The organism is Neobacillus notoginsengisoli (assembly GCF_003515685.1).
Taxonomy (GTDB): Bacteria; Bacillota; Bacilli; order Bacillales; family Cytobacillaceae; genus Bacillus_D; species Bacillus_D notoginsengisoli.
Genome location: NZ_QWEG01000005.1, coordinates 20,569 through 45,401, shown reverse-complemented (window position 1 = coordinate 45,401; position 24,833 = coordinate 20,569). Strand labels below are relative to the sequence as shown.

17 protein-coding genes are annotated in these 24,833 nt (G+C 43.0%); all 17 read right to left on the bottom strand.

The window, feature by feature from the left end; all coding sequences use genetic code 11:
* Nucleotides 1–534: 534 nt before the first annotated feature.
* Nucleotides 535–2,373: a molecular chaperone DnaK gene (gene dnaK / locus D1B31_RS08640; RefSeq protein WP_118920383.1), complete on the bottom strand. Its 1,839-nt coding sequence runs from the start codon at nucleotides 2,371–2,373 to the stop codon at nucleotides 535–537.
* Between the two features lie 40 nt (nucleotides 2,374–2,413).
* On the bottom strand, nucleotides 2,414–3,007 hold the full coding sequence (gene grpE, locus D1B31_RS08635) for a nucleotide exchange factor GrpE (RefSeq protein ID WP_118920382.1): 594 nt from the start codon (nucleotides 3,005–3,007) through the stop codon (nucleotides 2,414–2,416).
* A gap of 385 nt (nucleotides 3,008–3,392) precedes the next feature.
* Nucleotides 3,393–4,424, bottom strand: a complete 1,032-nt coding sequence (hrcA, locus tag D1B31_RS08630; protein ID WP_118920381.1) for a heat-inducible transcriptional repressor HrcA — start codon at nucleotides 4,422–4,424, stop codon at nucleotides 3,393–3,395.
* Nucleotides 4,425–4,530: 106 nt separating this feature from the next.
* Entirely contained in the window at nucleotides 4,531–5,679 is a 1,149-nt protein-coding gene (gene hemW / locus D1B31_RS08625) for a radical SAM family heme chaperone HemW (RefSeq protein WP_118920380.1), read from the bottom strand.
* 122 nt (nucleotides 5,680–5,801) lie between these two features.
* Nucleotides 5,802–6,494, bottom strand: coding sequence for a response regulator transcription factor (locus tag D1B31_RS08620; protein ID WP_275670712.1), 693 nt, complete (start codon nucleotides 6,492–6,494; stop codon nucleotides 5,802–5,804).
* Between the two features lie 16 nt (nucleotides 6,495–6,510).
* Nucleotides 6,511–9,162: a sensor histidine kinase gene (locus D1B31_RS08615; RefSeq protein ID WP_118920378.1), complete on the bottom strand. Its 2,652-nt coding sequence runs from the start codon at nucleotides 9,160–9,162 to the stop codon at nucleotides 6,511–6,513.
* Nucleotides 9,163–9,562: 400 nt separating this feature from the next.
* Nucleotides 9,563–10,801 (bottom strand): amidase, encoded by a 1,239-nt coding sequence (locus D1B31_RS08610; RefSeq protein ID WP_118920377.1) that lies wholly within the window; start codon nucleotides 10,799–10,801, stop codon nucleotides 9,563–9,565.
* A gap of 133 nt (nucleotides 10,802–10,934) precedes the next feature.
* Entirely contained in the window at nucleotides 10,935–12,188 is a 1,254-nt protein-coding gene (locus D1B31_RS08605) for an MFS transporter (RefSeq protein ID WP_118920376.1), read from the bottom strand.
* A 217-nt stretch (nucleotides 12,189–12,405) separates the two neighbouring features.
* The gene (locus D1B31_RS08600) at nucleotides 12,406–13,023 is read right to left on the bottom strand and encodes an RraA family protein (RefSeq protein WP_118920375.1); all 618 of its coding nucleotides are present in this window, start codon (nucleotides 13,021–13,023) and stop codon (nucleotides 12,406–12,408) included.
* 216 nt (nucleotides 13,024–13,239) lie between these two features.
* Entirely contained in the window at nucleotides 13,240–13,953 is a 714-nt protein-coding gene (locus tag D1B31_RS08595; RefSeq protein ID WP_118920374.1) for a response regulator transcription factor, read from the bottom strand.
* Entirely contained in the window at nucleotides 13,950–16,592 is a 2,643-nt protein-coding gene (locus D1B31_RS08590) for a sensor histidine kinase (RefSeq protein WP_118920373.1), read from the bottom strand. The genes D1B31_RS08595 and D1B31_RS08590 overlap by 4 nt, the downstream gene beginning before the upstream one ends.
* Before the next feature lie 98 nt (nucleotides 16,593–16,690).
* Complete coding sequence (arcC, locus tag D1B31_RS08585; RefSeq protein WP_118920372.1) at nucleotides 16,691–17,629, bottom strand: carbamate kinase; 939 nt, start codon at nucleotides 17,627–17,629, stop codon at nucleotides 16,691–16,693.
* 136 nt (nucleotides 17,630–17,765) lie between these two features.
* Complete coding sequence (locus D1B31_RS08580) at nucleotides 17,766–19,040, bottom strand: YlbE family protein (RefSeq protein ID WP_118920371.1); 1,275 nt, start codon at nucleotides 19,038–19,040, stop codon at nucleotides 17,766–17,768.
* Nucleotides 19,041–19,153: 113 nt separating this feature from the next.
* Nucleotides 19,154–20,914 (bottom strand): acyl-CoA synthetase FdrA, encoded by a 1,761-nt coding sequence (gene fdrA, locus D1B31_RS08575; protein ID WP_118920370.1) that lies wholly within the window; start codon nucleotides 20,912–20,914, stop codon nucleotides 19,154–19,156.
* 310 nt (nucleotides 20,915–21,224) lie between these two features.
* Complete coding sequence (lepA, locus tag D1B31_RS08570) at nucleotides 21,225–23,063, bottom strand: translation elongation factor 4 (RefSeq protein ID WP_118920369.1); 1,839 nt, start codon at nucleotides 23,061–23,063, stop codon at nucleotides 21,225–21,227.
* 173 nt (nucleotides 23,064–23,236) lie between these two features.
* Nucleotides 23,237–23,566, bottom strand: coding sequence for a DUF3679 domain-containing protein (locus D1B31_RS08565; RefSeq protein ID WP_118920368.1), 330 nt, complete (start codon nucleotides 23,564–23,566; stop codon nucleotides 23,237–23,239).
* Between the two features lie 15 nt (nucleotides 23,567–23,581).
* On the bottom strand, nucleotides 23,582–24,766 hold the full coding sequence (gene spoIIP / locus D1B31_RS08560) for a stage II sporulation protein P (RefSeq protein WP_118920367.1): 1,185 nt from the start codon (nucleotides 24,764–24,766) through the stop codon (nucleotides 23,582–23,584).
* Nucleotides 24,767–24,833 lie beyond the last annotated feature (67 nt).

The following is a 24,833-nucleotide window of genomic DNA, read 5'->3' as shown; positions in this document are numbered from 1 at the left end:
GAAAAATCTCACATAAAAATAATTGTACCATCCAGATGGCTGTTAAACAATATAAAGATAGAGATGGCAAGCCACAGAAAAAGCCAAAGCCAGTAATCGTGACTTTGACTTTTTCTAAAAATACGTCGCTTGCGCTTTTCTATTTGTCTAGCTACGGCGGCTAGGGGCTCGGGGTCTTAAGCCAATCCGGCAAGAAGGCAAAGAACGCCTTCTGGCCGTCTCGTCTTAAGCCTGTCGCCCCTGGGCGAGCCGCCTCCGCTTTTCTTTGTCTAGCTGTGGCGGCCAGCGCCTAGTGGACTTCGGTCTCCTCCTTACGATAAGTCAACATCGATTCACTCCGTTCATCGTGTTTCCTTTATCTCGTTCGGAGCCCTCCAGTCCATACGGCGCTAAACGGCCGCCTCCGCTTTTCTTTGTCTAGCTGCGGCGGCCAGGGGCTCGGGGTCTTAAGCCAATCCGGCAAGAAGGCAAAGAACGCCTTCTGGCCGGCTCGTCTTAAGCCTGTCGCCCCTGTGCGAGCCGCCTCCGCTTTTCTTATTTATCGTCTTTGATTTCTTCGAATTCGGCGTCGACTACGTTGTCGTCCTGGCGTGCGCCGCCTTCAGCTCCTGCGTCCTGGCCCTGTTGAGCCTGCGCCTGCTTTGCTGCTTCTTCATAAAGCTTTACAGAAAGGTTTTGGACAATTTCCTGAAGTGCGTCTTTCTTGGTACGCATTTCGTCCAAATCATTTTTCTCGATTGCAGCCTTAAGGGCGTCTTTTGCTTCATTGGCCTGGGCCACATCTGAAGCATCAACTTTACCTTCCAAGTCCTTAAGCGTTTTTTCAGTCGTAAAGACAAGCTGGTCGGCTTCGTTCCGGAGATCAGCCTCTTCTTTTGCCTTCTTATCCGCTTCCGCATTCGTTTCAGCTTCTTTGACCATGCGCTCGATTTCTTCATCGCTCAGGCCTGTTGAAGACTTGATCGTAATTTGCTGTTCTTTGTTCGTGCCAAGATCCTTCGCACGGACATTTACGATACCGTTTTTATCGATATCGAATGTAACTTCAATTTGCGGTATTCCGCGTGGTGCAGGTGGGATATCAGCCAGTTGGAAGCGTCCAAGTGTCTTGTTTTGCGCCGCCATTGGACGTTCCCCTTGCAAGACATGGATATCAACCGCTGTCTGGTTGTCAGCAGCAGTCGAGAAGATCTGCGACTTGGAAGTTGGGATTGTCGTATTGCGTTCGATTAGCCTTGTCATGACGCCGCCCATCGTTTCGATACCAAGTGACAAAGGAGTAACGTCCAAGAGGACAATATCCTTCACATCACCGGAGATGACACCGCCCTGAATGGCCGCACCCATTGCGACAACCTCATCCGGATTTACACCGCGGTGCGGTTCTTTGCCCGTTGCTTGCTTAATCGCTTCCTGTACAGCAGGAATCCTTGTTGAACCGCCGACGAGAATCACTTTGTCGATTTCAGAAGCGGACATGCCGGCATCGCTTAGTGCTTGGCGTGTTGGTCCCATTGTCCGTTCTACAAGTCCAGCAGTCAATTCATCGAACTTTGCCCTTGTCAATTGTACATCAAGGTGAAGCGGTCCGGCTGCTCCTGCAGTGATGAATGGAAGTGAAATCTGAGTTGAAGTAATGCCGGAAAGATCTTTCTTTGCTTTTTCAGCCGCATCCTTCAAGCGCTGAACGGCCATTTTATCCTGTGAAAGGTCGATTCCGTTTTCTTTTTTGAACTGGTCAACGAGATAGTCAATGATAGCCTGGTCGAAATCATCTCCGCCAAGGCGGTTATCACCAGCAGTCGCTTTTACTTCAAACACGCCATCGCCAAGCTCAAGGATGGATACGTCAAACGTACCGCCTCCAAGGTCGTATACGAGAATTGTCTGGTCTTCATCCGTTTTATCAAGGCCATAAGCAAGTGCTGCTGCTGTCGGCTCGTTGATGATCCTTTCTACTTCAAGGCCCGCGATCCGGCCGGCATCTTTTGTTGCCTGGCGCTCAGCATCATTAAAGTAAGCAGGAACGGTGATGACCGCTTTCGTAACCTCTTCTCCAAGGTAATCTTCCGCATAGGACTTCAAGTACTGAAGCAGGATTGCGGAAACTTCCTGGGGCGTATATTTCTTGCCCTCTATTTCTTCTGTATGGGTTGTTCCCATATGCCTTTTAATAGACATGATTGTATCAGCATTCGTAACAGCTTGGCGCTTTGCAACCTCACCAATCTGGCGCTCGCCATTTTTAAAAGCAACGACAGATGGAGTCGTTCTATTCCCTTCAGGGTTCGGGATTACTTTCGGTTCTCCCCCTTCAAGGACGGCAACACATGAGTTGGTCGTACCAAGATCGATTCCAATTATTTTACTCATAATCCTTATTCCTCCAATTCCATATATGTAGACAGGCAGTCTATTTATTAACTTTTACCATTGAATGGCGGATTACCTTATCCTTTAACAAATACCCTTTTTGAAATTCTTCAACCACTGTATTTGAATCAAACGCATCATCTTCCACCTGCATAACTGCCTGATGAAAATTAGGGTCAAACGGTTTGCCAACCGCCTCAATCGCCTGGAGCCCTTCTTTCTTTAATGCATCCAGCAATCCTCGGAAAACCATTTCCACCCCCTGCTTCAGTGATGCGGCATGTTCACCTTCGACTTCCAGGTTCAATGCCCTTTCAAAATTGTCCAGGGTTGGAAGAATATCTGTAATTAGGCTCTGGGCCCTGTATTTTTCGGCAGCTTCCGCGTCTAATTTAACCCGGCGCCGGTAATTATCAAAATCAGCCTGTAGCCTAACATACCGGTTTTCAACTTCCTCCAGCATTTGTTGAAGTTCAGCAGACTTTTCAGCTGCAAAATCAGTCTCTTCTGGAGTTTCGGTGCGGTCAGCTACAGTTTCTTCATTTGCAAACTCCGCCTCTTTATGCTCTTCTTCCATGTTGGTAACATCAGTCTTCTTTTCTTCTGTCAATTTGCTCACCTCCCTTAAAGGCATCTATTATAAACCAACTTAATTTTTGAACGTTGCCGTTGATTTGCGCTCCACAAAGGAAAGCTTCTGAGAATAGTCATCGCAGGGCAGGCGGTTTTTGCCTGTCACGAGGCACACAGCGCCGCGCGGGGCGTCAGTGGAGCCTCCTCGGCGCTTTGGCGCCTGTGGGGTCTCCACCTTGCCGCTACATCCCGCAGGACAACCAGCTTCCCTGAACTAACATCGCACGAAATTATGCGATAGCATAATTGAGGATTTTTGAGGAGTCTACGTGCCTTCCACTCCAATCAACTATGTACAATTCTTTAGTTCAGCTTGAATAAATATGTAAAAAACGCCAAGAAAAAGGGCGGGATAAGGCATCCGCCCATACTCAATATTTCCCGTTCTATTTTGTTTGATACAGCTTAGTCAGGACTGTTGATAAATCCCGGCTCATGACTTTCAGCAAACTAATTACCCTAGAGTACTCCATCCGGGTAGGTCCAAGGATGCCAATGCTCCCAAGTTTCTCTTCACCCATTGCGTATGTCGCCGTAATAAGGCTGCAATTTTCCATCGCAAGGTTATCATTCTCACGTCCAATCCGGATCGTAATTCCGGCAGGGCTGTTTTTGATTAATTCATACACAGGCTGCTCTTGTTCAATCATGGACATAAGACTGCGAATCTTTGAAATATCATTGAATTCCGGTTGGCTGAGAATGTTTGTTTTCCCGCCAAAAAACAACTTCTCGCTGACGGGCATATTCAACGTGTCCGAAATCATATGGAGCATGATATCGTAGTTGCTGATATGCTGCCTCAGCAAAACCGCCACTTCCTTATACAATTTATCCCGCAATTCCACAAGCGGAACCCCCGCCAGTCTCTCATTAAGAATGTTTACCATTTTTTCAAGGTCGCCAGCATCCATCGTAGCCGGAAGCTGAATCGTCTTATTTTCCACATGGCCGGTATCAGTCACAATGATTGCGATGGCCGTTTCTTTATTTAACGGGACAATCTGGATTTTCCTCAGCCGATTTTCATCCACCGCAGGACCAAGCATTATGGACGTATAACTCGTCATCTCGGACAGGATCATCGCTGAGCGCTGAATGATTTTCTCGAACTCGAAGATCCTTTCAGCAAAGACCGACTTTATCTTCGATAGATCACGTTCATCAATTTGTTCAGGAGACAAAAGATAATCCACATAATAGCGGTAACCCTTTTCTGAAGGGATCCTCCCTGACGATGTATGGGTTTTTTCTATATAGCCCAGTTCCTCAAGATCCGCCATTTCATTTCGAATCGTCGCGGAGCTGAATGAGATATTCCCCTTCTTCGACAAACTCCGCGATCCAACAGGCTGCGCAGACCGGATGAATTCATCAACAATGACCTGTAGAATCAATAATTGGCGATCAGTCAACAACGTTCATCACCTCTGTTAGCACTCATTTATCCCGAGTGCTAATTCTACTAATAAAGTATCAAAACAGCCAGGTCGTGTCAATGATTACGATTCAAAAAACCACGCGCTATTTCAATAAAAACATTTGAAAAACTTCATTTCCAAGCAGTCTTCCTTTTCGTGTTAAGCAGATGCGGTCCGAAGACTTTTCAATGAGGCCATTTTTCGACAACTTTTCAATTTGGCTCGGGAAAACCTGATCCATTTCTACAGCGAATTTCCTCTTAAAAACGTCCTTTCGCACTCCCCCATTCGTACGAAGGCCAAGAAACATCTCTTCTTCCATCGCCTCTTCCCTTGTTACCTTATTCTCCTCGAGTACCGGGAGTTCCCCTCCACTTACTTTCGTTAAATACTTGTTGAGCGGCCCGATATTCGACTTCCGGATACCAGCAACATAGCTATGGGCCCCTGCGCCAAATCCATAATATTCGTCGTTCTTCCAATAGGTAAGGTTATGCTTGCTTTCATATCCTTTTTTGGCAAAATTGCTAATCTCATACTGATGCAGCCCATGTTTCAGCATTTCATCCATTAAAACTTCATACATGGCCGCTTCCGTATCTTCACCCGGCAAAGGAAGCTGTCCTTTTCTCATTAAATTGTAAAAAACAGTTTTCGGCTCAACAATAAGTGAATAACCAGAAAAATGGGGCAAGTCCAGTGAAAGAGCCGTTTTAAGTGTTTCTTTAAAATCGTGTAATGTCTGCCCAGGAAGAGCATAAATGAGGTCAAGTGAGATATTTTCAAATCCTGCATTTTTTGCATTTTCAACTGTTTCATAAACATCTTTTGCACGGTGGCTGCGGCCAATTCTCTCTAACAATTGGTCATTGAACGACTGGACACCGAGACTTAGCCTGTTTACCCCAAGGCTTTTTAAAACAGCAAGTTTTTCAGGGGAAAGATCACCTGGGTTCCCTTCAAAAGTAAACTCAACATCGTTTCCAAAACGGAATCGATTTTTAATTGATTCACCTAGTTTCTCCAGCTGGCCCTCGCTCAAGGCAGTCGGGGTGCCCCCTCCCACAAAGATCGTTCTCATTTCCCCCGCGGGTACTCTTTCAAATGTAAGCATCATTTCTCTATCCAGCGCATCGAGATACTCATCCACAGGCTGGCCTTTCAAGAAAAATTTATTAAAATCACAATAATGGCAAATATGATGGCAAAAAGGAATATGGATATACGCCGATTGCGGCGATGTTTCATTCAAAATTAACACCTCATTTATAATCTAAGCCTAAACACATTAAACCATTATACTATAAGCATTCCAAAAAAGAAGAAGCAGGAAACTGTGCGTTTCCTGCTTCTAAAGAATATAGCATTGTTGCACTATGACTGGCTGCTAAGCATATAGCCAAGGCCGGGATACGTTACAATATACTCTTTTTCTTCTCCGGCTAGATCTTTGATTTTTCTGCGAATCCTGGCGATGCCAACACGCAAATATTCAACATCATCCTGATATTGCGGCCCCCATACTTTTGATAATAATGTTTTATGAGGGACAATTTTATCAAGATTTAATGCCAATATCTCCATAACTGCATACTCTGTCTGTGTCAGTTTTAATTCTTCCTCACCCAACCAGCACCGTTTACTGCCAAGGTCCATGGCAAGCTTTCCAGTCCGGACAACAGGGCTATTGGCGATAGCCGAATTTACGGGATTTGATTGGCTCCTTCTTAAGACCGCATTTACCCTGGCAAAAAGCTCATCTAATGAAAAAGGTTTTGTTAAATAATCGTCTGCCCCGACATTTAACCCCTGGACTTTATCCTTTGGATTGCTACGAGCCGTTAACATAATGACAGGAACGTTCGAAAATTTCCTCAAATTTTCCATTACTTCAAACCCATCCTGCCCGGGCATCATGATATCAAGGAGGATTAGGTCTGGGGAAATAAGGTCAAATTTATCAAATAACTCTTCCCCTGAAGCCGCCGTCGCTACCTCATAGCCAATCGATCTTAAGTTTGCCGAAACAAACCGTAAAATTTTCGGCTCATCATCTACAACACAAATCTTTTGATTAATAATTTTACTTCTCTCCCTTCATGAAGGGAAAATAGAGTATAAATCTGCTCCCACGCTCCGGCTCACTCTTTACTTCTATTTTTCCCTCATGAGCTTCCATGATTCCCGCACAAATTGCCAGACCCAAACCTGTGCCGCCGCTCCTCCTTGTTGCCGAAGCATCAACTTGATAAAAACGGTTGAATATTTTCTCAATATGGTCTTCGGAAATGCCAATTCCGTTATCAGAAACTGAAATTGTCATGTAATTGTTGCACCTGTCCAGAATTATTTCAATTTTCTTTATTTCAGCATCATTGTATCTCAATGCATTCGTAAATAAATTGACTAGAACCTGTTGGACACGTAATTTATCAGCATAAAAAAGGAAATTCTTTTTGAGATTGTTATGATAGCTAAGTACTGCATTCTCTCTTAGCCCCAAAGGAATTTGCTCCATTGACTTTTCAATCACGAGGTCAGCGGAAATGAAGTCCCGCTCAACATACATGGAACCCGATTCAATTTTTGATATATCCATCCAGTCATTGACCAGATGTTGAATCCTTTCAATATCTTCATGAACGCCTTCGAGAAGCTCCTGCTTAAATTCAGGATCCCAATCCACTTCGGAACGAAGCAATGTTTCTACACTGCCCTTAATATTCGTAATTGGGGTTTTAAATTCATGAGAGGTTAGCGAAATTAAATTGTTCTTTAAAGTATCAATTTCTTCTTCCTTCGTAATGTCCCGCAGCATGAGACCTTCACCGATAATGTCATCATCAAGCATAACAGAAAATTTATGAAGAATGTAGAAAACCGGCTTCTTGGACTTTTGCTCATATTCTAGTTTTATGTCACCTTTTTCATCTGTGAAGAACGCCTGTAATTCTTTTTTATCCACATCAAATAACTCTACAAATCGGTTGAATACATCATCGAGGTTAACTAGCTCGAGACGGGCGGACTCACCATCGGGAATGTCCGGGTTATTCAAAAAGAGATCGCCAGGCGACACAACATTGAAGAAAAAATCATTAACATATTCAATCTCTTTTTGATTGTTTACAAGCATCAAGCCATCCGACATACTTTCTAAAACAGCTTCAAGAACTGCATGCTTATTGCGGATTTGTTCAAATAAAAACTTATTCTGCAGCATAACAGCTAAAGAACCCGCGAATGTATTGAGAAACTCCTGGTCGCTTGCCTTAATAGACTGCTCTCTCCGAAGATCCACAATTAAAAACCCTTGATGGTTCTTTTCAATTTGAATCGGTTCAATATGCTGCTGTACACCTACCATCCTCTGTTTTAGGTAGTCTAATAAATTTTGTTTTGCAAAAATTTCCCCACTTGTAATAGCCAAATCCTGAAAAAACACATGTATCGAATAATCCATTAATGGTTTGATTTCTTGTAAGCAATGCTGGATGAAATGGGCTAAATCTTTTTCGGAAGAGACTGAAGTAATCAATTTGTTGACAGCTCTTAGTTCTGTGTTTCGACTTTCTAAACTAGCTGTTCTTTCCTGTACTCTAGTCTCGAGTTCAGTGTTCAGTTTAATGAGTTCATCTCGATTCTTCTCTACTTCCTCGATCATCCCGCTGAAATGGATCGAAAGCTCTTCAACTTCTTTCGGGCCACTTATCTTTATCACATTAAACCTGTTTCTGTAACCATTTGTATAATCCTTAATATAATCAAGTAAATTCCTAATTGACTTTTCTAGGCGATTAGCAAAAAACAAACTGACTCCAACCATAATGACAGCGATAATAATGATAAATGCAATAATTGTAATGATCGCGTTTTTATACGTGTTAGTCAGAACTGTAGCTGGCTTACCAATCCAAATTGTCCAACCGTCGACCTCTTCTAATTTTTCGTAGGTGATGAATACTTTTCCGTAGCTACTGTTATTAAAATATTCCCCCCCATGCGTGGTAGGCTGGGCATTAATATATTCAACAATCGGGTCGTCAGATAGATTCACTAATTCAGTTTTTGTTTTCATGTCAGGATGGATGATCACATTATTGTTGTGGTCCAAAATAACAGCATAGCCTTCTTTTCCAAAATTACGATTTTTCACATGCTCTTCCAATGCGGTAAGATCTAACGCCCCCAATACGTATCCATCTAACTTTCCTTTTTCCCCTAAAATAGGGGCGGCAATTGTAATGAGAAGCTTGTCCGAACCGCCTCTTCCGGGGAACACGGGAGAGATGACCGTTTCTTTATTCTCAAGCAATTCTTTATAATATTCCCTGTCACTGAAATTTTGGTTTTTAACAGGGTTCCCATAACTATTTAATTCCGGATAAAAAACGAGTGACTCACCATTAGCATCTCCCATATACAGACTGACAAAGCCCGGGTATTTTTCTTTAATGATACTAAGCTGATTTTTAATACTTGCAATGTCCCTTGTTGCAAATGCCTCTTTTATATCCGGAACCCCTGCTTCAATGGCTCTTTGATACTCTTGCACATAGTTAATAATGTAATCTCCAAGGAACTTTGTCGTTTGAGCTTGGCTTTTTTGGTTTTCTTCAATCAAGGAGGATAATTGAATGATTTGAAATATCCCGAGAAGAATGATCGAGACAAGTGTAATTGATAAAAAGGAATAGATTAGTTCTTTTTTGAACGAACGTGACTTTTTATTCATTTTAATTCTCCTTACGGCAGCTATCAACTCATTGGTAATAAAAACTAGGATAAACGGGAAACCCCCGAATGAACTGTCACCTTAAGCAATTTTCCACTATTAAGTGTAACAGATTTCTACTCATTAAAGATAACGAATCAATACTTACAATTGGACAACTGCCGTTTATTCAGACGATGCAGATAAACAGATGAAGCATGTAATTGATACGGGAATGATATACGAGGATGAAATAGGGGAAGATACGGCCTTTCATTACAATCGTTAAAAAAGCAACTCCTATATTGAAAGGGCATAGGAATACATATAGATAGATTAATAACGAAAACGCATCAAGCCCTCGGACATTTTTTATAGCCGAGGGCTCCACGCAAAGCATCTAATTATAAGCTATAAATTCCTACTTAGCCGAAAAACTGTCAACCAAATCTGCTGAGAACTCTGATAGTGTTAAATCTGTTCCCTGTGCGCCTATTAAAGAAATGCCAAGAGGCACATCATGCTGCTTAACCATTGGCAGCGTAATTTGTGGAGTGCCGGTCAATGGCGAGATACAAAGCAGATAAGTCGATTGCAAACGAGTCGCGTTGATTTCGTCTAATGGCGCGCTTTTCAACGGCGCTACAGATGCCGCTGTTGGCAGACATAGCAAAGTATCTGGTGTAATGAGTTCATTGACCCGATCAATAATTCCTTGACGCTGCGCGTAAGCTTCTCTATATTCCTGCAAAGTAATCGTTGAAGCCCATTCCAGCCTTTCCTTTGGACCACGGGACAGTCTCGGGCGATATTTCCTCACCCAGCCGCCATAGCTTTGCCATACCTCGTAGCCTTGAATGATTCTAAATATCTCTACCCATTTATCTAAACCTTCCGGGCTAACAGTAACTTTTTCAACCGAGGTGAGGGCATTGCCAATATGCTTTATTGCAGGATTAAGGGCATCCGCAACATCTTGATTCACAGCATTGAAGCAATCTTCAGCTATAAGCAGCTTTTTGAATTGGACATTTTCCTTATCGTTACCCAGCATTTCTCTAGCTACTGTTTTGAAAGTGTCAGGTGTATTCGCTACAAAGCCCAGCACATCCATGCTTTCACAGTAAGGAGCCTCTCCGTCAGTAGGAACGCGCTTATAGGTCGGACGAATCCCAAGAACTCCGTTATAGCTTGCTGGGACACGAACAGACCCTAAACAATCACTCCCAAGGGCAAAATCCACCAAGCCGCCCGCAGTGGCAGAGGCAGAACCGCTTGAAGAACCACCAGTCAGGCGCCTAGGGTCATGAGGATTGACGGGAGAGCCATAATTCCAGTTTTCCCCACTAATACTATAGCACAACTCGTCACAGACCGTTTTTCCTACTAAATCGGCTCCTGCTTCTAGTAATTTTGTTATGGCACTTGAGGTGAAATCGTCCGGATCAGAAGTCCTTAACCATTCAGGATGGCCATTCCCCCATGTACTGCCTTTAATTTTCAAAACATCTTTTACACCAAAAACCAAACCCTTTAAAGGACCTTCACCAGATCCCTCCAGCGCAATATGGTTATCTCTGACAAAAGACTGCAGTAAATCATATGGAGGCTCATCAGAAACACTTAAACGCGGGTTATTGAGCATAGTGTTAATAGACATAATTCGACACTCCTTGTATAAAATGAGACTTCAAGCAGCAGGGTTATCCACTGATTGTTAGTTTTAAATAAATCGAACCTTTAGGGTCAGTTGCCTCCGTTGGAGACATACAGCCCTAAAGGTGGAGCAAACATTATACAGTCGCTGGGTCAACTTTCGGCTTATTGTCTTCCTTAAGTAAGAAACTTGCAATTGTACCGATTACCAAAAGCCCAGCTGCAAAGTAAAATCCTGAATTCAGGCTGCCTGTTAAATCAGTTAGGTATCCTGTGATATATGGAGCCAGAATGGAACCACACATACCAATAAAGTTATATAGGCCAAATGCTGTGCCTAATGAGCCTTTTGGTGCGTTATCAGCAGTAACGGCTAACAGAATCGGATTGGTGCTAAGTTTACCAAAAATTCCATAACCGATTAATGCTGCGTAAAGAACCGCCATACTATCAAACGCAACGATGGCAATGACACACAAAACAGTCATAGGCATCATGATTAACAGAACCGGACGGCGTTTACCCATTTTATCGGCAATCCAGCTGAAAAATATTGCGGCAGGAATGGAAGCCCACGGTACTAGAGATGAAACGAAAGCAATTGAACCGCCTGTTACGCCTCGTGCATGCTCCAAATAATATGGAAGCCATGTGATGATAACAAAGAACCCATAGATAGAAGTGAAAATTGTAATGTAATTCATTATTAAGTTCCAGTTTTTAAATAATGAGCTGAATTCGAACTTCTCTCCAGCCTGCTCCGCTGTACGTTCGCTTAATGTTTTCGGTCTGTCTTTAATCACCCAAATAATCGCTAAACCTACTAATACAACAAATACTGCCATAATGAAGAACGGAGTTCTCCAGTTCATTCCATACACATCGACCGTATAGGTTGAGATGTAATAACCGAGTGACGTACCAAATGCCATTCCACTGTTGATGAAGGCGCTTCCCACTGTAATACGATTTCTTGGAATCGCTTCAGTTGATAGCCCGTATTGCGGTCCATAGTAAAACCCTTGGAAAATACCAACCATTAACCATGAGGAAATGAATAGGAAGAACGTAGGCATCATGCCCGTGATTGCAGCAAAGATACCGAATAGAATAAATCCAGGTACAAGCACACGTTTTTTGCCAAATTTATCCCCTAGTATACCAGATGGAACGTTAAGTCCCGCATAGCCTAGGAAGAAGAGGCTGCTGATTAATCCAAGTTGTGAAGCACTCAACCCAAATTCCACTTGGATTTCGTTCATGATTGGGTTTAGAATGGTTCTAGTAGCATAAAGAGCAATCCATCCAAAGAAGAAAACTATAACAACTTTTACCCAATATGGAATTAATTTTTTCGAATCATGTGAACTAATTTGTTCTTGTTTTGCCATCTAAATTTTCCTCCTGTCTGTTAATTTGTGATCGACAGCAAATATTTTGAAATAAACTTAACCCTAACTAACTATAAGACACAACTCATTACATTCGAATAAAATTGAAAAGGTTTGCATTGCAAAAACATTAAAATGTAGATTATTAACTGAAAATGGCATGCTTATTTCAATCCTTCCCCCATGGGTAACATGGGGGATAACAAGAAGCGGATACTTATTTCCCTAACAATTGATCGAGATGCTTGATAATTGCCTCACGATCACCGGAAATGATTGCTTCAGTCTCTTTGTCCTCTTGGAATTTTTTTAATGACTTTTCGAGTATTTCCTGTTCAATGATTTGTGGAATTACAACAACCCCGTCCGCATCACCAACGACAATATCACCTGGCTGTACGGTCATTCCACCGCACGAGATTGGCACGTTTAATACCCCGAACCCTGCTTTTTTACTGGAAGCTACTGTCGTAGCTTTGCAAAAGACAGGTAAATCCAATTCCTTTACTCCAACGATATCGCGAATTGCCCCATCTAAGACAAAGCCGGCGATTCCAATTTTTTTTGCCATACCGACAACATAATCGCCAGCCATCGCGCGATATTCATCGCCTTTGGCATCAATCACCAAAATATCTCCGGGTTTCGCTTCGCGGATTGCTTTAAATACTGCGAGATTGTCTCCGACTGGAGTTTTAACAGTAAAGGCTCTACCAGCCAATTTATAATCTTCTTTTAACGGTTTAATCGAAGAATGGAGGTTATATAGACCGTCCATCACATCAGAGACACAAGTAGTCGGGATATCCCGGAATTTCATCACAATATCTTCCATAGTTATTCTCCTTTTTTTAAGAAATCCAAATATAGTCACCTAAAACTTTCAAAGGGAAGCTAGTTACTTACTAGAATATCCTTTACAAATAGTTGGTAAATTATATTTAAATTGTTCATATACCCTTAGACTATAGAGTAGCTTCCATTACAAGCGAATAAATTCACGAGCGTTTCTATTACAAAAACATTAATATTCAATGCAAAATGGAACGCGTTATTCGATGGGTATGCTCCTTAACATATAGCCAAGGCCGGGATAGGTGACAATGTACTCTTCTTTTGTTGATAAGGCATCCTTCAATTTTCTGCGAATTCTTGCTATACCAACTCTTAAATAATCAATATCATCTCGATATTGCGGCCCCCATACTTCTGAAAGAATCGTTTCATGAGGGACGACCTTATCGAGATTTAAAGCGAGCATTTCCATAACTGAAAACTCGGTATGAGTCAGTTTAAATTCTTTGTCATGAATCCAGCAACGGCTGCTGCCCATATCAATCGCCAGTTCACCTGTACGGACGACAGATTTTTGATTCGTGTTCAGTTCAGATTGGCTGGCCTGGCTTCTCCTAAGTACGGCGTTCACCCTCGCGAATAGTTCATCAAGGGAAAAGGGCTTTGTTAAATAATCATCGGCCCCTATGTTGAGCCCCTGCACCTTGTCCTTTGGGTTGCTCCGGGCGGTCAGCATAATAACGGGGACATCCGAGAACTTACGAAGCTTTTCAAGAACATAGAATCCGTCCTGGCCCGGCATCATGATATCAAGTAAAATTAAATCAGGTGAAAACAGATCGAATTTTTCAAAAAGCTCGGCCCCTGAGCTTGCAGTTGTTACATCATAGCCGATTGATTTAAGGTTGGCCGAAACGAAACGAAGGATTTTCATCTCATCGTCAACAACGCATATCCTCTGGTTTTTCATATTAAATCTTCCCCTTTCCTATCAGGAAAATAGATGATAAATTTACTTCCCATTCCAGGTTCGCTTACGACTTTAATTCTTCCTTCATGGGCCTCCATAATGCCGGCGCAAATGGCCAGTCCCAGCCCTGTACCGCCGGTTCTTCTCGTAGCAGTGAGATCAACCTGGTAAAAGAGGTTAAAGATTTTTTCAAGATGGTCTTTTGAAATGCCGATTCCATTGTCGGCAACAGAAATTGTTGTATATCCATTTTCCTTATCGAGTGTAATATCCACTTTTTTACGGTTTGAATCATTATAACGAATCGCATTCGTAATTAAATTGATTAACACCTGCTGAACACGCATTTTATCTGCGTAAAAAGTAAATCCTTCCTCTACATAGTTGTTAAATTCAAGGATGGCATCGTGCTTCAGAGTTTTCGGAATTGACTCCATCGAAAGTTCAATGACATGGTCGGCGCGTATCGTGTTAGGTTCAACGTTCATAGCACCTGAATCGATTTTTGAAATATCAAGCCAATCATTGATAAGGTGCTGAATTCTCTCAATATCTTCATGAACCCCTTCGAGCAATTCCTGTTTAAACTCAGGTTCCCACTCGACCTCGGAGCGCAGCAGCGTTTCCACGCTTCCTTTTATCGTCGTAATAGGTGTTTTAAATTCATGGGACGCGAGGGATATCAGATTGTTTTTTAGTGTATCAATTTCTTCTTCCTTTGTAATATCCCGAAGCAACAGACCTTCACCCATTTTTTCTTCATCGAGCAAGACAGAAAAGTTATGTAATAAATAATACTTCGGCTTTTTGCTCTTCTCTTTATAGTGAAGCTTTAGTTCAATCTTTTTATCATAGAGTAACTCGTTAAGCTCTTCCCTATCCACATTAAACAAATGTACAAATCGATTGTAAACATCGTCCAGGCTGGCGTTTCTCTGTGTTACTTCATCTGCTACATGAACGAACCCATCATCAACTTCCACTACATTCAGGAAAAACTCGTTGACATATTCAACGTCTTTTTTGTTATTTACCATAATAAGGCCATCTGACATACTTTCGAGGACCGCTTCAAGAACTGCATGTTTATTGCGGGTTTCTTCAAATAAAAATTTATTTTGCAGCATGACAGCCAGCGATCCGGCAAACGTGCGCAAAAATTCCTGGTCACTGGCCGATATGGATTGCTGTTCAGTGAGGTCGACAACGAGGAAGCCCCTTTTGTTCTTTTCAATATGGATTGGTTCCATATACTGCTGAACACCAGTCATATGCTCATTTAAGTACATCATCAAATTTTGATTTGTATGAATCATCCTATTCGTGACGGCGAGGTCATTGAAACAAACATGGAGGGAGTAGTTCATGAACTGTTCTATCTCCAGAAGGCAATATTGGATGAATTGAGCTAAATCTCTATCAGTGGAAACGGATGTAATCAGCTTATTGATCGCCTTTAGCTCAGAGTTCTTTCTCTCTAGGGTGGCGGTTCGTTCCTGCACCTTGGCCTCAAGGCCTTTGTTCAGTATTAATAACTCCTTCCTGTTTTTCTCAACCTCATCAATCATATGGTTGAAATAAAAAAACAACTCTTCCATTTCCTTCGGCCCTCGAATGCTCTTGGACTTTGGACGCTTTCCTAATAAGTCCCTCGTATAGTCTTTTATATAGCCAAGCAGCTTTTGGATAGACCTCTCAAGCCGGTTCGTCAAGACAAGGCTTACCCCAATCAATACCAATGCGGTTAGCAGGAGGAAAATTAAAATGGTCCTGAGGGCATCTTTATACGTTTTTGTAACGGCATCGGTCGGCTTTGCCACCCAGACCGTCCAATCGAGTGGTGGTATTTTTTCATAAGTAATGTAAATATCTTCATTTGGATTCATAGATTTAAAAAAACTTCTTCCTCCGGCTTTCTCTCTTGATTCTATAAAACGGTTAATCTCGGATTTCGAAAGATTGACCAATTCCCTGCGTGTATCAACGTGAGGATGCACGACGACGTTCCAATCTTTATCAATGACAGCCGCATACCCTTCCTCACCAAAATTCCTTCTCTGTATATGTTCACTTAAAGCATTCAAATCCAATGCTCCCTGAACATAACCAATCATTTCCCCGTTGTGGTCAAGAAGAGGGGAAACAATTGTAACTAATAATAAATCCGTTCCGCCCCTCCCATGTAATACAGGAGAAACAACCGTATCTTTTGTTCTTACTAACTCCTTATAATAGGAGCGGTCACTGAAGTTTAGGTTTTCCCGTTTAGCTCCATCTGTATAGACGTCCGGATAAAAGAGGATGGACTGTCCTTTCTTATCTCCGACGTACAAATTAACAAATCCGGGATAGTTTGTTTTAATATCTTTCAACTGCTGTTCAATCAAATCCATTTCTTTGTTTTCAAAATGGCGCGCAGTTTTATGCGCTTTCGTCTGAATGGCCTTTTTATGCTCGGTAACATAATTGCCAATATAATCAGCAAGGTATTTTGTCGTTGTTGCCTGACTTTTTTGGTTTTCTCTTACTAAGGAAGATAATTGATAGACTTGAAAAATCCCTAAAAGCGTAATTGAAAAAAATGAGATGAGTAAAAACGAATAAATGAGTTCTTTTTTAAATGAGCGGGATTTTTTCATCTCTACCCTCCTCCTGACAACGAAATAGAAAAAGGTATCTGCCCTTGCTTAATGTACATCTTAGCGCAAGCAGATACCGCAATTTAAAGGAAGTGTGTTTATAGCGTGATTTGTGTTCCGGCTTTTCCTTCCATCGCAAGGTCCGCCTGGTCAAGCGAGCATATGATTGCCCGACCGCCTTGTTCAGCAAATTTCATGGCAGCTTCCATTTTAGGTCCCATGCTTCCAGCCGAGAATTGGCCTTCTTCCACATACTTCTTTGCCTCTTCGAGTGTAACGTGAGTAAGGGCTTTCTGGTCCGGCTTTCCGTAGTTTACGTAAACATTTTGAACATCCGTCAATATCATAAACACATCTGATTGTACTTCTTCAGCGAGCCTAAAGGCGCTGCGGTCCTTGTCGATAACCGCTTCAATGCCAGTCAGCGTCCCATCCTCGTTCTTAACAACAGGGATACCGCCTCCACCCGCGGCAATAACAATGACACGCTCATCTGTCAGTTTTTTAATAATGTCGGATCCAAGAATTGCCTTTGGCATTGGAGAAGCAACAACCCGCCTCCATCCGCGGCCAGCGTCCTCTTTTACAACCCAGTTTTTTTCCTCAGCCAATATCTTGGCTTCTTCCTCAGAGAAGAAAACGCCAATTGGTTTTGATAGGTCTTCGAAAGCCGGATCATCCTTTGAAACTTCGGTTTGTGTCAGCATGCTGACTACTGGATTGTCAAGGCCTAGTTTGTTTAATTCATTTTTAAGTGTCTGATCCATCATATAACCAATGAAGCCTTGTGACTCAGCGCTGCACACATCAAGCGGGAAAGGAGGAACGACATCCTTCGCTTCTTCATTCTGGCGGAGAATATTTCCAACCTGCGGGCCATTTCCATGAGTAACAATGACAGTGTGGCCATTCTTTACAATACGAGCAATGATTTCGCTGCTCATGCGTACGTTTTCAAGCTGATTTTCATAAGTTGCCTCTTGTTTAGGCTGTAAAATGGCGTTTCCGCCGAGAGCGATAACTACTTTTTGTGACATATGATTATTTCCTCCGTTTATAAATTGATAAAAGAAGTAAAATTGCTAGGAGCTTCCCGTTTCGGTTTTACACAAGGAAAAGAGGAATATTTTGTTCATATTCCTCTGCATCCAGTTGTATTGTTGGTTTCATCTCTTAAGCTTCTGGTTCAATAAGGCCAAGCTTGATTGCATACGCCTCGATCGCTTTTTCGAAGCATTCCTTTGGTGCGCGCACAGTACCTGCTCCAATTTGCCCAACACCTGCTTGCTTGTGGGCAATTCCAGTGTTGATAACAGGCTCAATGCCCGTTTCGACTACTTTCCTTGCATCAATTCCAAGACAGGCCCCTTGGAAGTCCCAAGTTGGAATTGTGAAGTTACTGTTTTGATCGATACAAATTTCCATCATTTCATTACTTGTTGAAAGTGCGTCCTTGAAGCCGCCAGCCCCTACGAAGCGTGTTACGCCAGGAGCAGCAATCATTGCCATACCGCCAACACCGAAAGCTTCGGTAATCGCACTGTCACCGATATCCGGGTTTGCTTGTTCCTGGGAATATCCTGTAAAGAATAGGCCTTGCGGTGTGTTAACAGGAGCAGTAAACCACTCATCCCCCATGCCGCTGATACGGATGCCAAATTCTTTTCCGTTACGGGTCATTGCAGTAACGACTGTACCATGCTCAATTTTTCTTGCACTATCAAGAACGGCCTTACTTGTCGCCATCGCAATATTCAGGAAGAATTGGTCAGTGTCGGCAAGGAACTGGATAACTTCATTCTTTTCCTTGTCATCGATATCAAGCTGTACAATGTACGGGCTGATTTCTTTAAGGAAAATAAGCGAAGCCGCGATATTACGCTGGTGGAATTCGTCACCCATTGTGATCGCCCTGGCAATCATAACGTTGATGTTAAGACCCTCTCCAGAAAGCTCTAATGCTTTTGAAAGAGTCGGCGCCAAAACATTCTTCATCCATTTCAGGCGGTTGATTACTTCATCGGAATACGCGCCGAAACGAAGCACTGCTCCAATTCCTTCGTTCATTGTGCAATAGGCTTCATTTCCTTCAGACTTGTCTACAACGACAAGAACAGGCATGTTGGCAGAAGTGATACCCCCCATCGGGCCAACTGCATTCACATGATGGCACGGAATAAAGGTAACTTCGCCATTTTCCAACTGACGCTTTGCTTCTTGTTCGTTCTCAGCCCAGCCTTCGAAAAGTGAAGCACCGACGCAGGAGCCCTGCATTGGTCCAGTCATGTCTTCCCACTTGATTGGCGGGCCGGCATGAAGAAGGACTTTACCTTCGTTTAGTTCTTTGATTTTTTCTTTTGCAGGAACAACATCGACAAGAAATGGTGCTGAACCAGTGATCTTGTCAATTACCGCTCTGTTTGCTTCATCAATCGATTTGAATTGCATTAGAAATCCTCCCAGTCTGTTATTAATAGTTATACTTTTAAGCTTGCCTGTTGGGTTTCCACACTAGGAACCTGGTGCGAAAACCACTTTCGGCAAAATTGTTTCATGTATTCCTAGTTTCTATAGTTGTTTAAGAGGTTTAAGATTTTTCTCATTCTCTCGTTTCCGCCTGCGATTGGCCTCCAATCGAACTGGACCGCGCGTCCGCCGAGAGTTGTGATGGAATCTGTAAAGCTCTTCAACCCTACGTTGATGACGCTAGGTTTATTGTTTACAAGTGCTTCCATTTCTTTAGATACTTCAAAATTGTATTCCTTTGTCGGCTTGGCAGCATCAACATGTGCTTTTTCAACATCGTTGACTTTCAAGCCGACAATTGATAGAGCTGTGCGTACAGCCTGGTTGTTGCTGTCTTTGATGATAATTCCCGCTTCAGCAAGCTTTTTCTTTTGCTCTTGGTAATCTTGCGGATCATTTTCTGTTCCACAAACAGAAGCAACAACGTAAATCTTACGGCCTTGCTCTCCTGCGTAGGCAACAGCTTTTTTAATTGATGGAAGGAGCGCTTCCGCCATATCGTTGTGTGAACCGTAGCCAAGTACGAAATCTAAGAGGATGACTGCAGTGTGCTCATCTTTCGCTGCTTCTTCAATGAACTTCGCTCTTGTTTCAGGGTCAATCATTGGGTGCGGCTTGCCTTGTGTATAGTTATCGTCCCCGAGGTCAACGACTACTTGATGATCAGTTTTCAAGACATAACCATCTTCATTTTTAATATCTGTTCCAAGGCCAAGAGCGTCTGAAATTAATACAGCTGCCTCCGATGCGAGTGTACCGCCCGAGTAAAGGCCTTTAATCGCTTTTTGTTCTGAGTTCAAAACAACATTTTCAACTTCGTATGAACCTTCATCATAATTAGGCTTTACATCGTTGCCCTTAGCAAGGTCAACCGCAATGCGGGCTGTTTCTTCAAGTGTATAAGCCTGGTATACATTCCCTTCGTATTGTGTCGGCTTTTCGCCAAGGAAAATAGCTACAACCGGCTTTGATACTGCATGAAGAAGCTCAACAACCTCATCACGGACTTCTTTTGCAGGCGGCTTGGAGATTACGCAAATTACTTCTGTCTGCCTGTGGCTTTCCAATGCGCGGATTCCGTCCATCATTGTAATTGCGCCAACCTGATCACTTAGGTCGCGTCCACCTGTTCCAATTGCGTGGGTCACCCCTTCGCCAAGACGGTCGATGATCGCAGTCACTTCCTGGATACCAGTACCGGATGCTCCAACAACGCCGATTTTTCCTTTATTTACAACGTTTGCGAAAGCAATCGGAATACCATCAAGAATTCCAGTACCGCAGTCCGGACCCATGACAAGAAGGCCTTTTTCGTGTGCTTTTTTCTTTAGGCGCACTTCATCTTCCATTGAGACGTTATCACTGAAGATGAACGGGTGAAGCCCAAGGTCAAGTGCTTTTTCGGCTTCTTCCGCAGCGTACGTACCAGGTACGGAAATCAATGCTACAGTCGCGTCTGGCATAGATTTGACTGCCTTGTCCCAGGTTCTTACTGTTTCATATTCATTGCCTGAGTTTGTTGTTGCCTGGTTTTGCAGGTATTCATCAACTTTTTCCAAAACAACATCGATCAGCTTTTCATCATCAGTGTCGACGACAATAGCCATGTCATTCGGTTGTGCTGCTTCAAGTTCTTCTGTATACAATCCAGCCCCTTTGAAAATATCTTTGTTCGCAGGAGTTCCCATCATGATTTGGGCTTTGTTTACGCCTTCAGTCGCTGATATTGCGTTTGTCAGTAACATAAGGTTGATCGAATCCTGGTAGGAATTCTTTTTAATTATTGTATAAATCACTTTCCTATCACCCCGGTATAATTTTTTCTGATATGTCCTAAAAAGGCGTTTTTGACCGCAAAAAAACCCTCGGTTAACCAAATGCGCCCAGGTTCCACTAAAAGTATAAGCTTTCACGTATTACAATCGAATAAAATTGCAAGGGGTTACATTACAAAATAATTAAACTTTTCCTCTTCTCGTAAAATCGCGTCAAATTCACTTCTGGACGAAAAACCGTTTACCGTAAATGTTCCGAGCCGCTGTTTTTTTAAAAGTACAAAAAAAGGCAGGAAACAGCTGCAAATCAGCTTTCCTGCCTTTGGGTTGATTATTTTTTCGAGCTGCCGCCTTCATCCATTTTGAGGACGGCCATAAATGCTTCTTGTGGGACTTCAACAGATCCGACTTGTTTCATCCGTTTTTTACCTTCTTTTTGTTTCTCAAGAAGTTTTCGTTTCCTTGAAATGTCCCCGCCATAACATTTGGCCAATACGTTTTTCCCGATAGACTTTATTGTTGAACGAGCGACAATCTTTTGTCCTATAGCAGCCTGAACAGGCACTTCGAATTGCTGCCTTGGAATCAGGCCTTTCAGTTTTTCAACAATTGCTTTGCCACGCTCGTATGCAAAATCCCTATGAACAATAAAGCTGAGCGCATCCACTTTTTCAGCATTCAGGAGGATGTCCATTTTGACCAGCTTGGAAGGCTTGTAGCCAATGAGTTCATAGTCGAAGGACGCATATCCCCTCGTATTGGATTTCAATTGATCAAAGAAGTCATAGACGACTTCCGCAAGCGGAACTTCATAAACAATGCTGACGCGCTTTTCATCAAGGTATTGCATGTCAATGAAAACACCGCGCTTGTTCTGGCACAGCTCCATGATTGCACCGACATATTCATTCGGTGCCATCATAGTTGCTTTTACATATGGCTCTTCCACATGATCGATTTTTTGCTGGTCCGGCATATCGGAAGGGTTGTCTACCCTCAATTCTTTTCCATCCGTCGTCATTACATTGTAAATAACGCTTGGTGCGGTTGTAATTAAGTCGATTTTAAATTCCCGTTCAATCCGCTCCTGAATGATTTCCATGTGTAGAAGGCCCAGAAAACCTGCTCGGAAACCAAAGCCGAGCGCCTGTGAGGTTTCAGGTTCATATTGAAGGGCGGCGTCATTGAGCTGAAGCTTTTCAAGTGCCTCCCTTAAGTCGTTGAACTTGGCAGAATCAATTGGATACAGTCCGCAGAAAACCATTGGGTTCAATTTTCTGTACCCGGGCAGCGGCTCGGTCACACCGCCTTTGGCGTTTGTAATCGTGTCACCAACATGGGTATCACCGACATTTTTTATGGAAGCTGTAAGGAAGCCTACATCACCCACTGTCAATTCGTCTCGAGGAACGGCTCTCGGGGCGAATACACCAACTTCATTTACTTCAAATTCCTTACCGGTCGCCATCATTTTGATTTTATCGCCGACCTTGATAGTCCCGTCGACAACCCTGATATAAGCCACAACGCCGCGATAGGCGTCATATAGGGAATCGAAAATTAGCGCTTTTAATGGACCTTCCGGGTCACCAGTAGGCGCCGGCACTTTTTTGACAACTTGTTCTAGAATCTCTTCGATCCCGATTCCAGCCTTTGCAGAAGCGAGGACCGCCTCTGAAGCATCAAGGCCAATAACATCTTCAATTTCAGTTCTGACTCTTTCAGGATCCGCGCTCGGAAGGTCAATTTTATTAATGACCGGCAAAATTTCAAGATCATTGTCTATAGCAAGATAAACGTTCGCAAGCGTCTGGGCCTCAATTCCCTGGGCCGCGTCAACGACAAGAATCGCGCCTTCGCATGCAGCCAGGCTTCGTGAAACTTCATAGGTGAAGTCGACGTGCCCTGGGGTATCGATAAGATGGAAAATGTATTCCTCGCCATCCTTCGCTTTGTATTTCAGCTGAACGGCGTTGAGTTTGATTGTAATGCCGCGCTCTCTTTCAAGGTCCATGGAATCAAGGAGCTGGTCCTTCATTTCCCTTGAAGTCAATGCATTTGTTTTTTCAAGGATCCGGTCGGCAAGTGTCGACTTCCCGTGGTCAATGTGGGCAATAATCGAAAAGTTCCTGATTTTCGATTGCCTTTTCAATCTGTCTTCTCTATTCAATGGGGTTCACTCCTGTTTTACGCACATGTAGACTATTTTTGATTATAACAGCACAAAAATCAAGTTTCAATAAAGAAGAGCGGAAGCGGCTCGTTCAGCGGTGACTGGCTTAAGACAAGACAGCTAAAACAAAAATCCGGCTGGGAGCCGGATTTTGGTTACAGTAGCCAGGATTAATTTCGCAAAAGATCGAGGATTCCCCGGGCCGCTCCGGAAATCATATTTGCCAATGCCTTGCCCATTGATGAAAACAAGTTAAACACCTGCGTTTTTTCTATTTCCTTTTTCTTTTCTTCCATTGTGCTTTTATTCAGCTCACCGCCCATGATGGAGACCTGCAGCTCGCCATTTTGCGTTTTATTCAAAGAGACTGCTTCCTCGAAACCGGGATCATCATACCCCCTCATACGGCTGATCCCGTCATTTGCCACTTGCATTCCGCCAAGCGCCAATGCAAACATGATAGATGCAAGCAGCAGGCTTTTCAGCATAAAAAGTTTCAAGGCCAGCACCTCCTCCTATTTTTTATCGGTTGGCTGGCTGATTGGATTCTCGACACTTTCCGCCTGCCAGAAATAGTCGGCAAATACGTCTGCCAGCGCATCAGCTGAACGGTTCAGCTCCTCAAAGGTATTGTCAACGCCTCCAAATTCCACCAATATGGCGTTTCCTGATAAGTCCTGGTTGAATTTACCGTTAGTGCCTGCACCCTCTTTTAACATAATGCCCCTGCTCAAGCCTGGGTAATTTTTCTCAAGAAGCCGATGGATTTCTTTGGCTAACTTAAGATTTTGTTGGTAATGTGGATTTTCTCCGCCAATGACGAAAGCCAGTTTTGCGTAACTTTTTCCGTTAATAACTTTTGTAGTATCTTTCTTTCTATGCGCATCCCGATGGACATCAATGAAATATAGAAGTTCTTTGTTTCTTGCCATGGCCTCCTTGACGACATTTCTTGATTCCATATAAGAGTTTCCGAATTTCAATCCTTTGTTCACTAAGTTTTTATTAATATCTGTTTTGTCCACATGCGTTCCAATCCCTCTTGCTTCGAGGCTTTTCTTTAATTGGTCCCCTAATTGTGTCACATTAATTTTTGAATGATACGCACGGTTAGGGTCAGTCTCTCCTTTTAAATATGGAAGGTAAGATTCCCTGTTATGCGAAAAATAAATAAAGACTCCTTCTTTCCATCTAACCGGCGGTGCTCCGTTATTGTCCTCGGGAGCGGGGATATCATTCAGGTTTTGGAGGGCGGCCTCCCGTTCAGCCAACATGATCTCGAGTGGCGGGGCGGATTCTATTGGCATATTGGTATAATTGGTTCCTTCACCGGCTACGACTATTCTACTATCGAATAGGTAGAATCCCGGAAGTTCCCTTCCTAACAGACTCCTTGGATCATCAAGATTAATGTTTGCAAACAAGCCGAGAAACAGGTTGGTGAGCTTCGGGCTTGCTCCCTTTCCGTTCAATTCGGTGAAATAGTGATTCTCCCAACCGATAAATTGATAGAGAAGCTCTCCCCTCATTTTTTCGGACGATTGGTTTAATGGTAACGAAGTAATGCTATTGCCCGGTTTGACGGAACCGAGAAGGCCGCTGACCGAAAACGTGCATATTACTAAAAGCGCCATGAGCGCTGCAGCCTTCACCAGGCTTGTCCCTGATAGAATCAGTGCGGTATTTACCCTTTTTTTCATCGTTCCACCTCCCTGGACACTCATGAACAAGCGGAAGTTGGCCGTTGTTCTAGTAAATCATATGAGT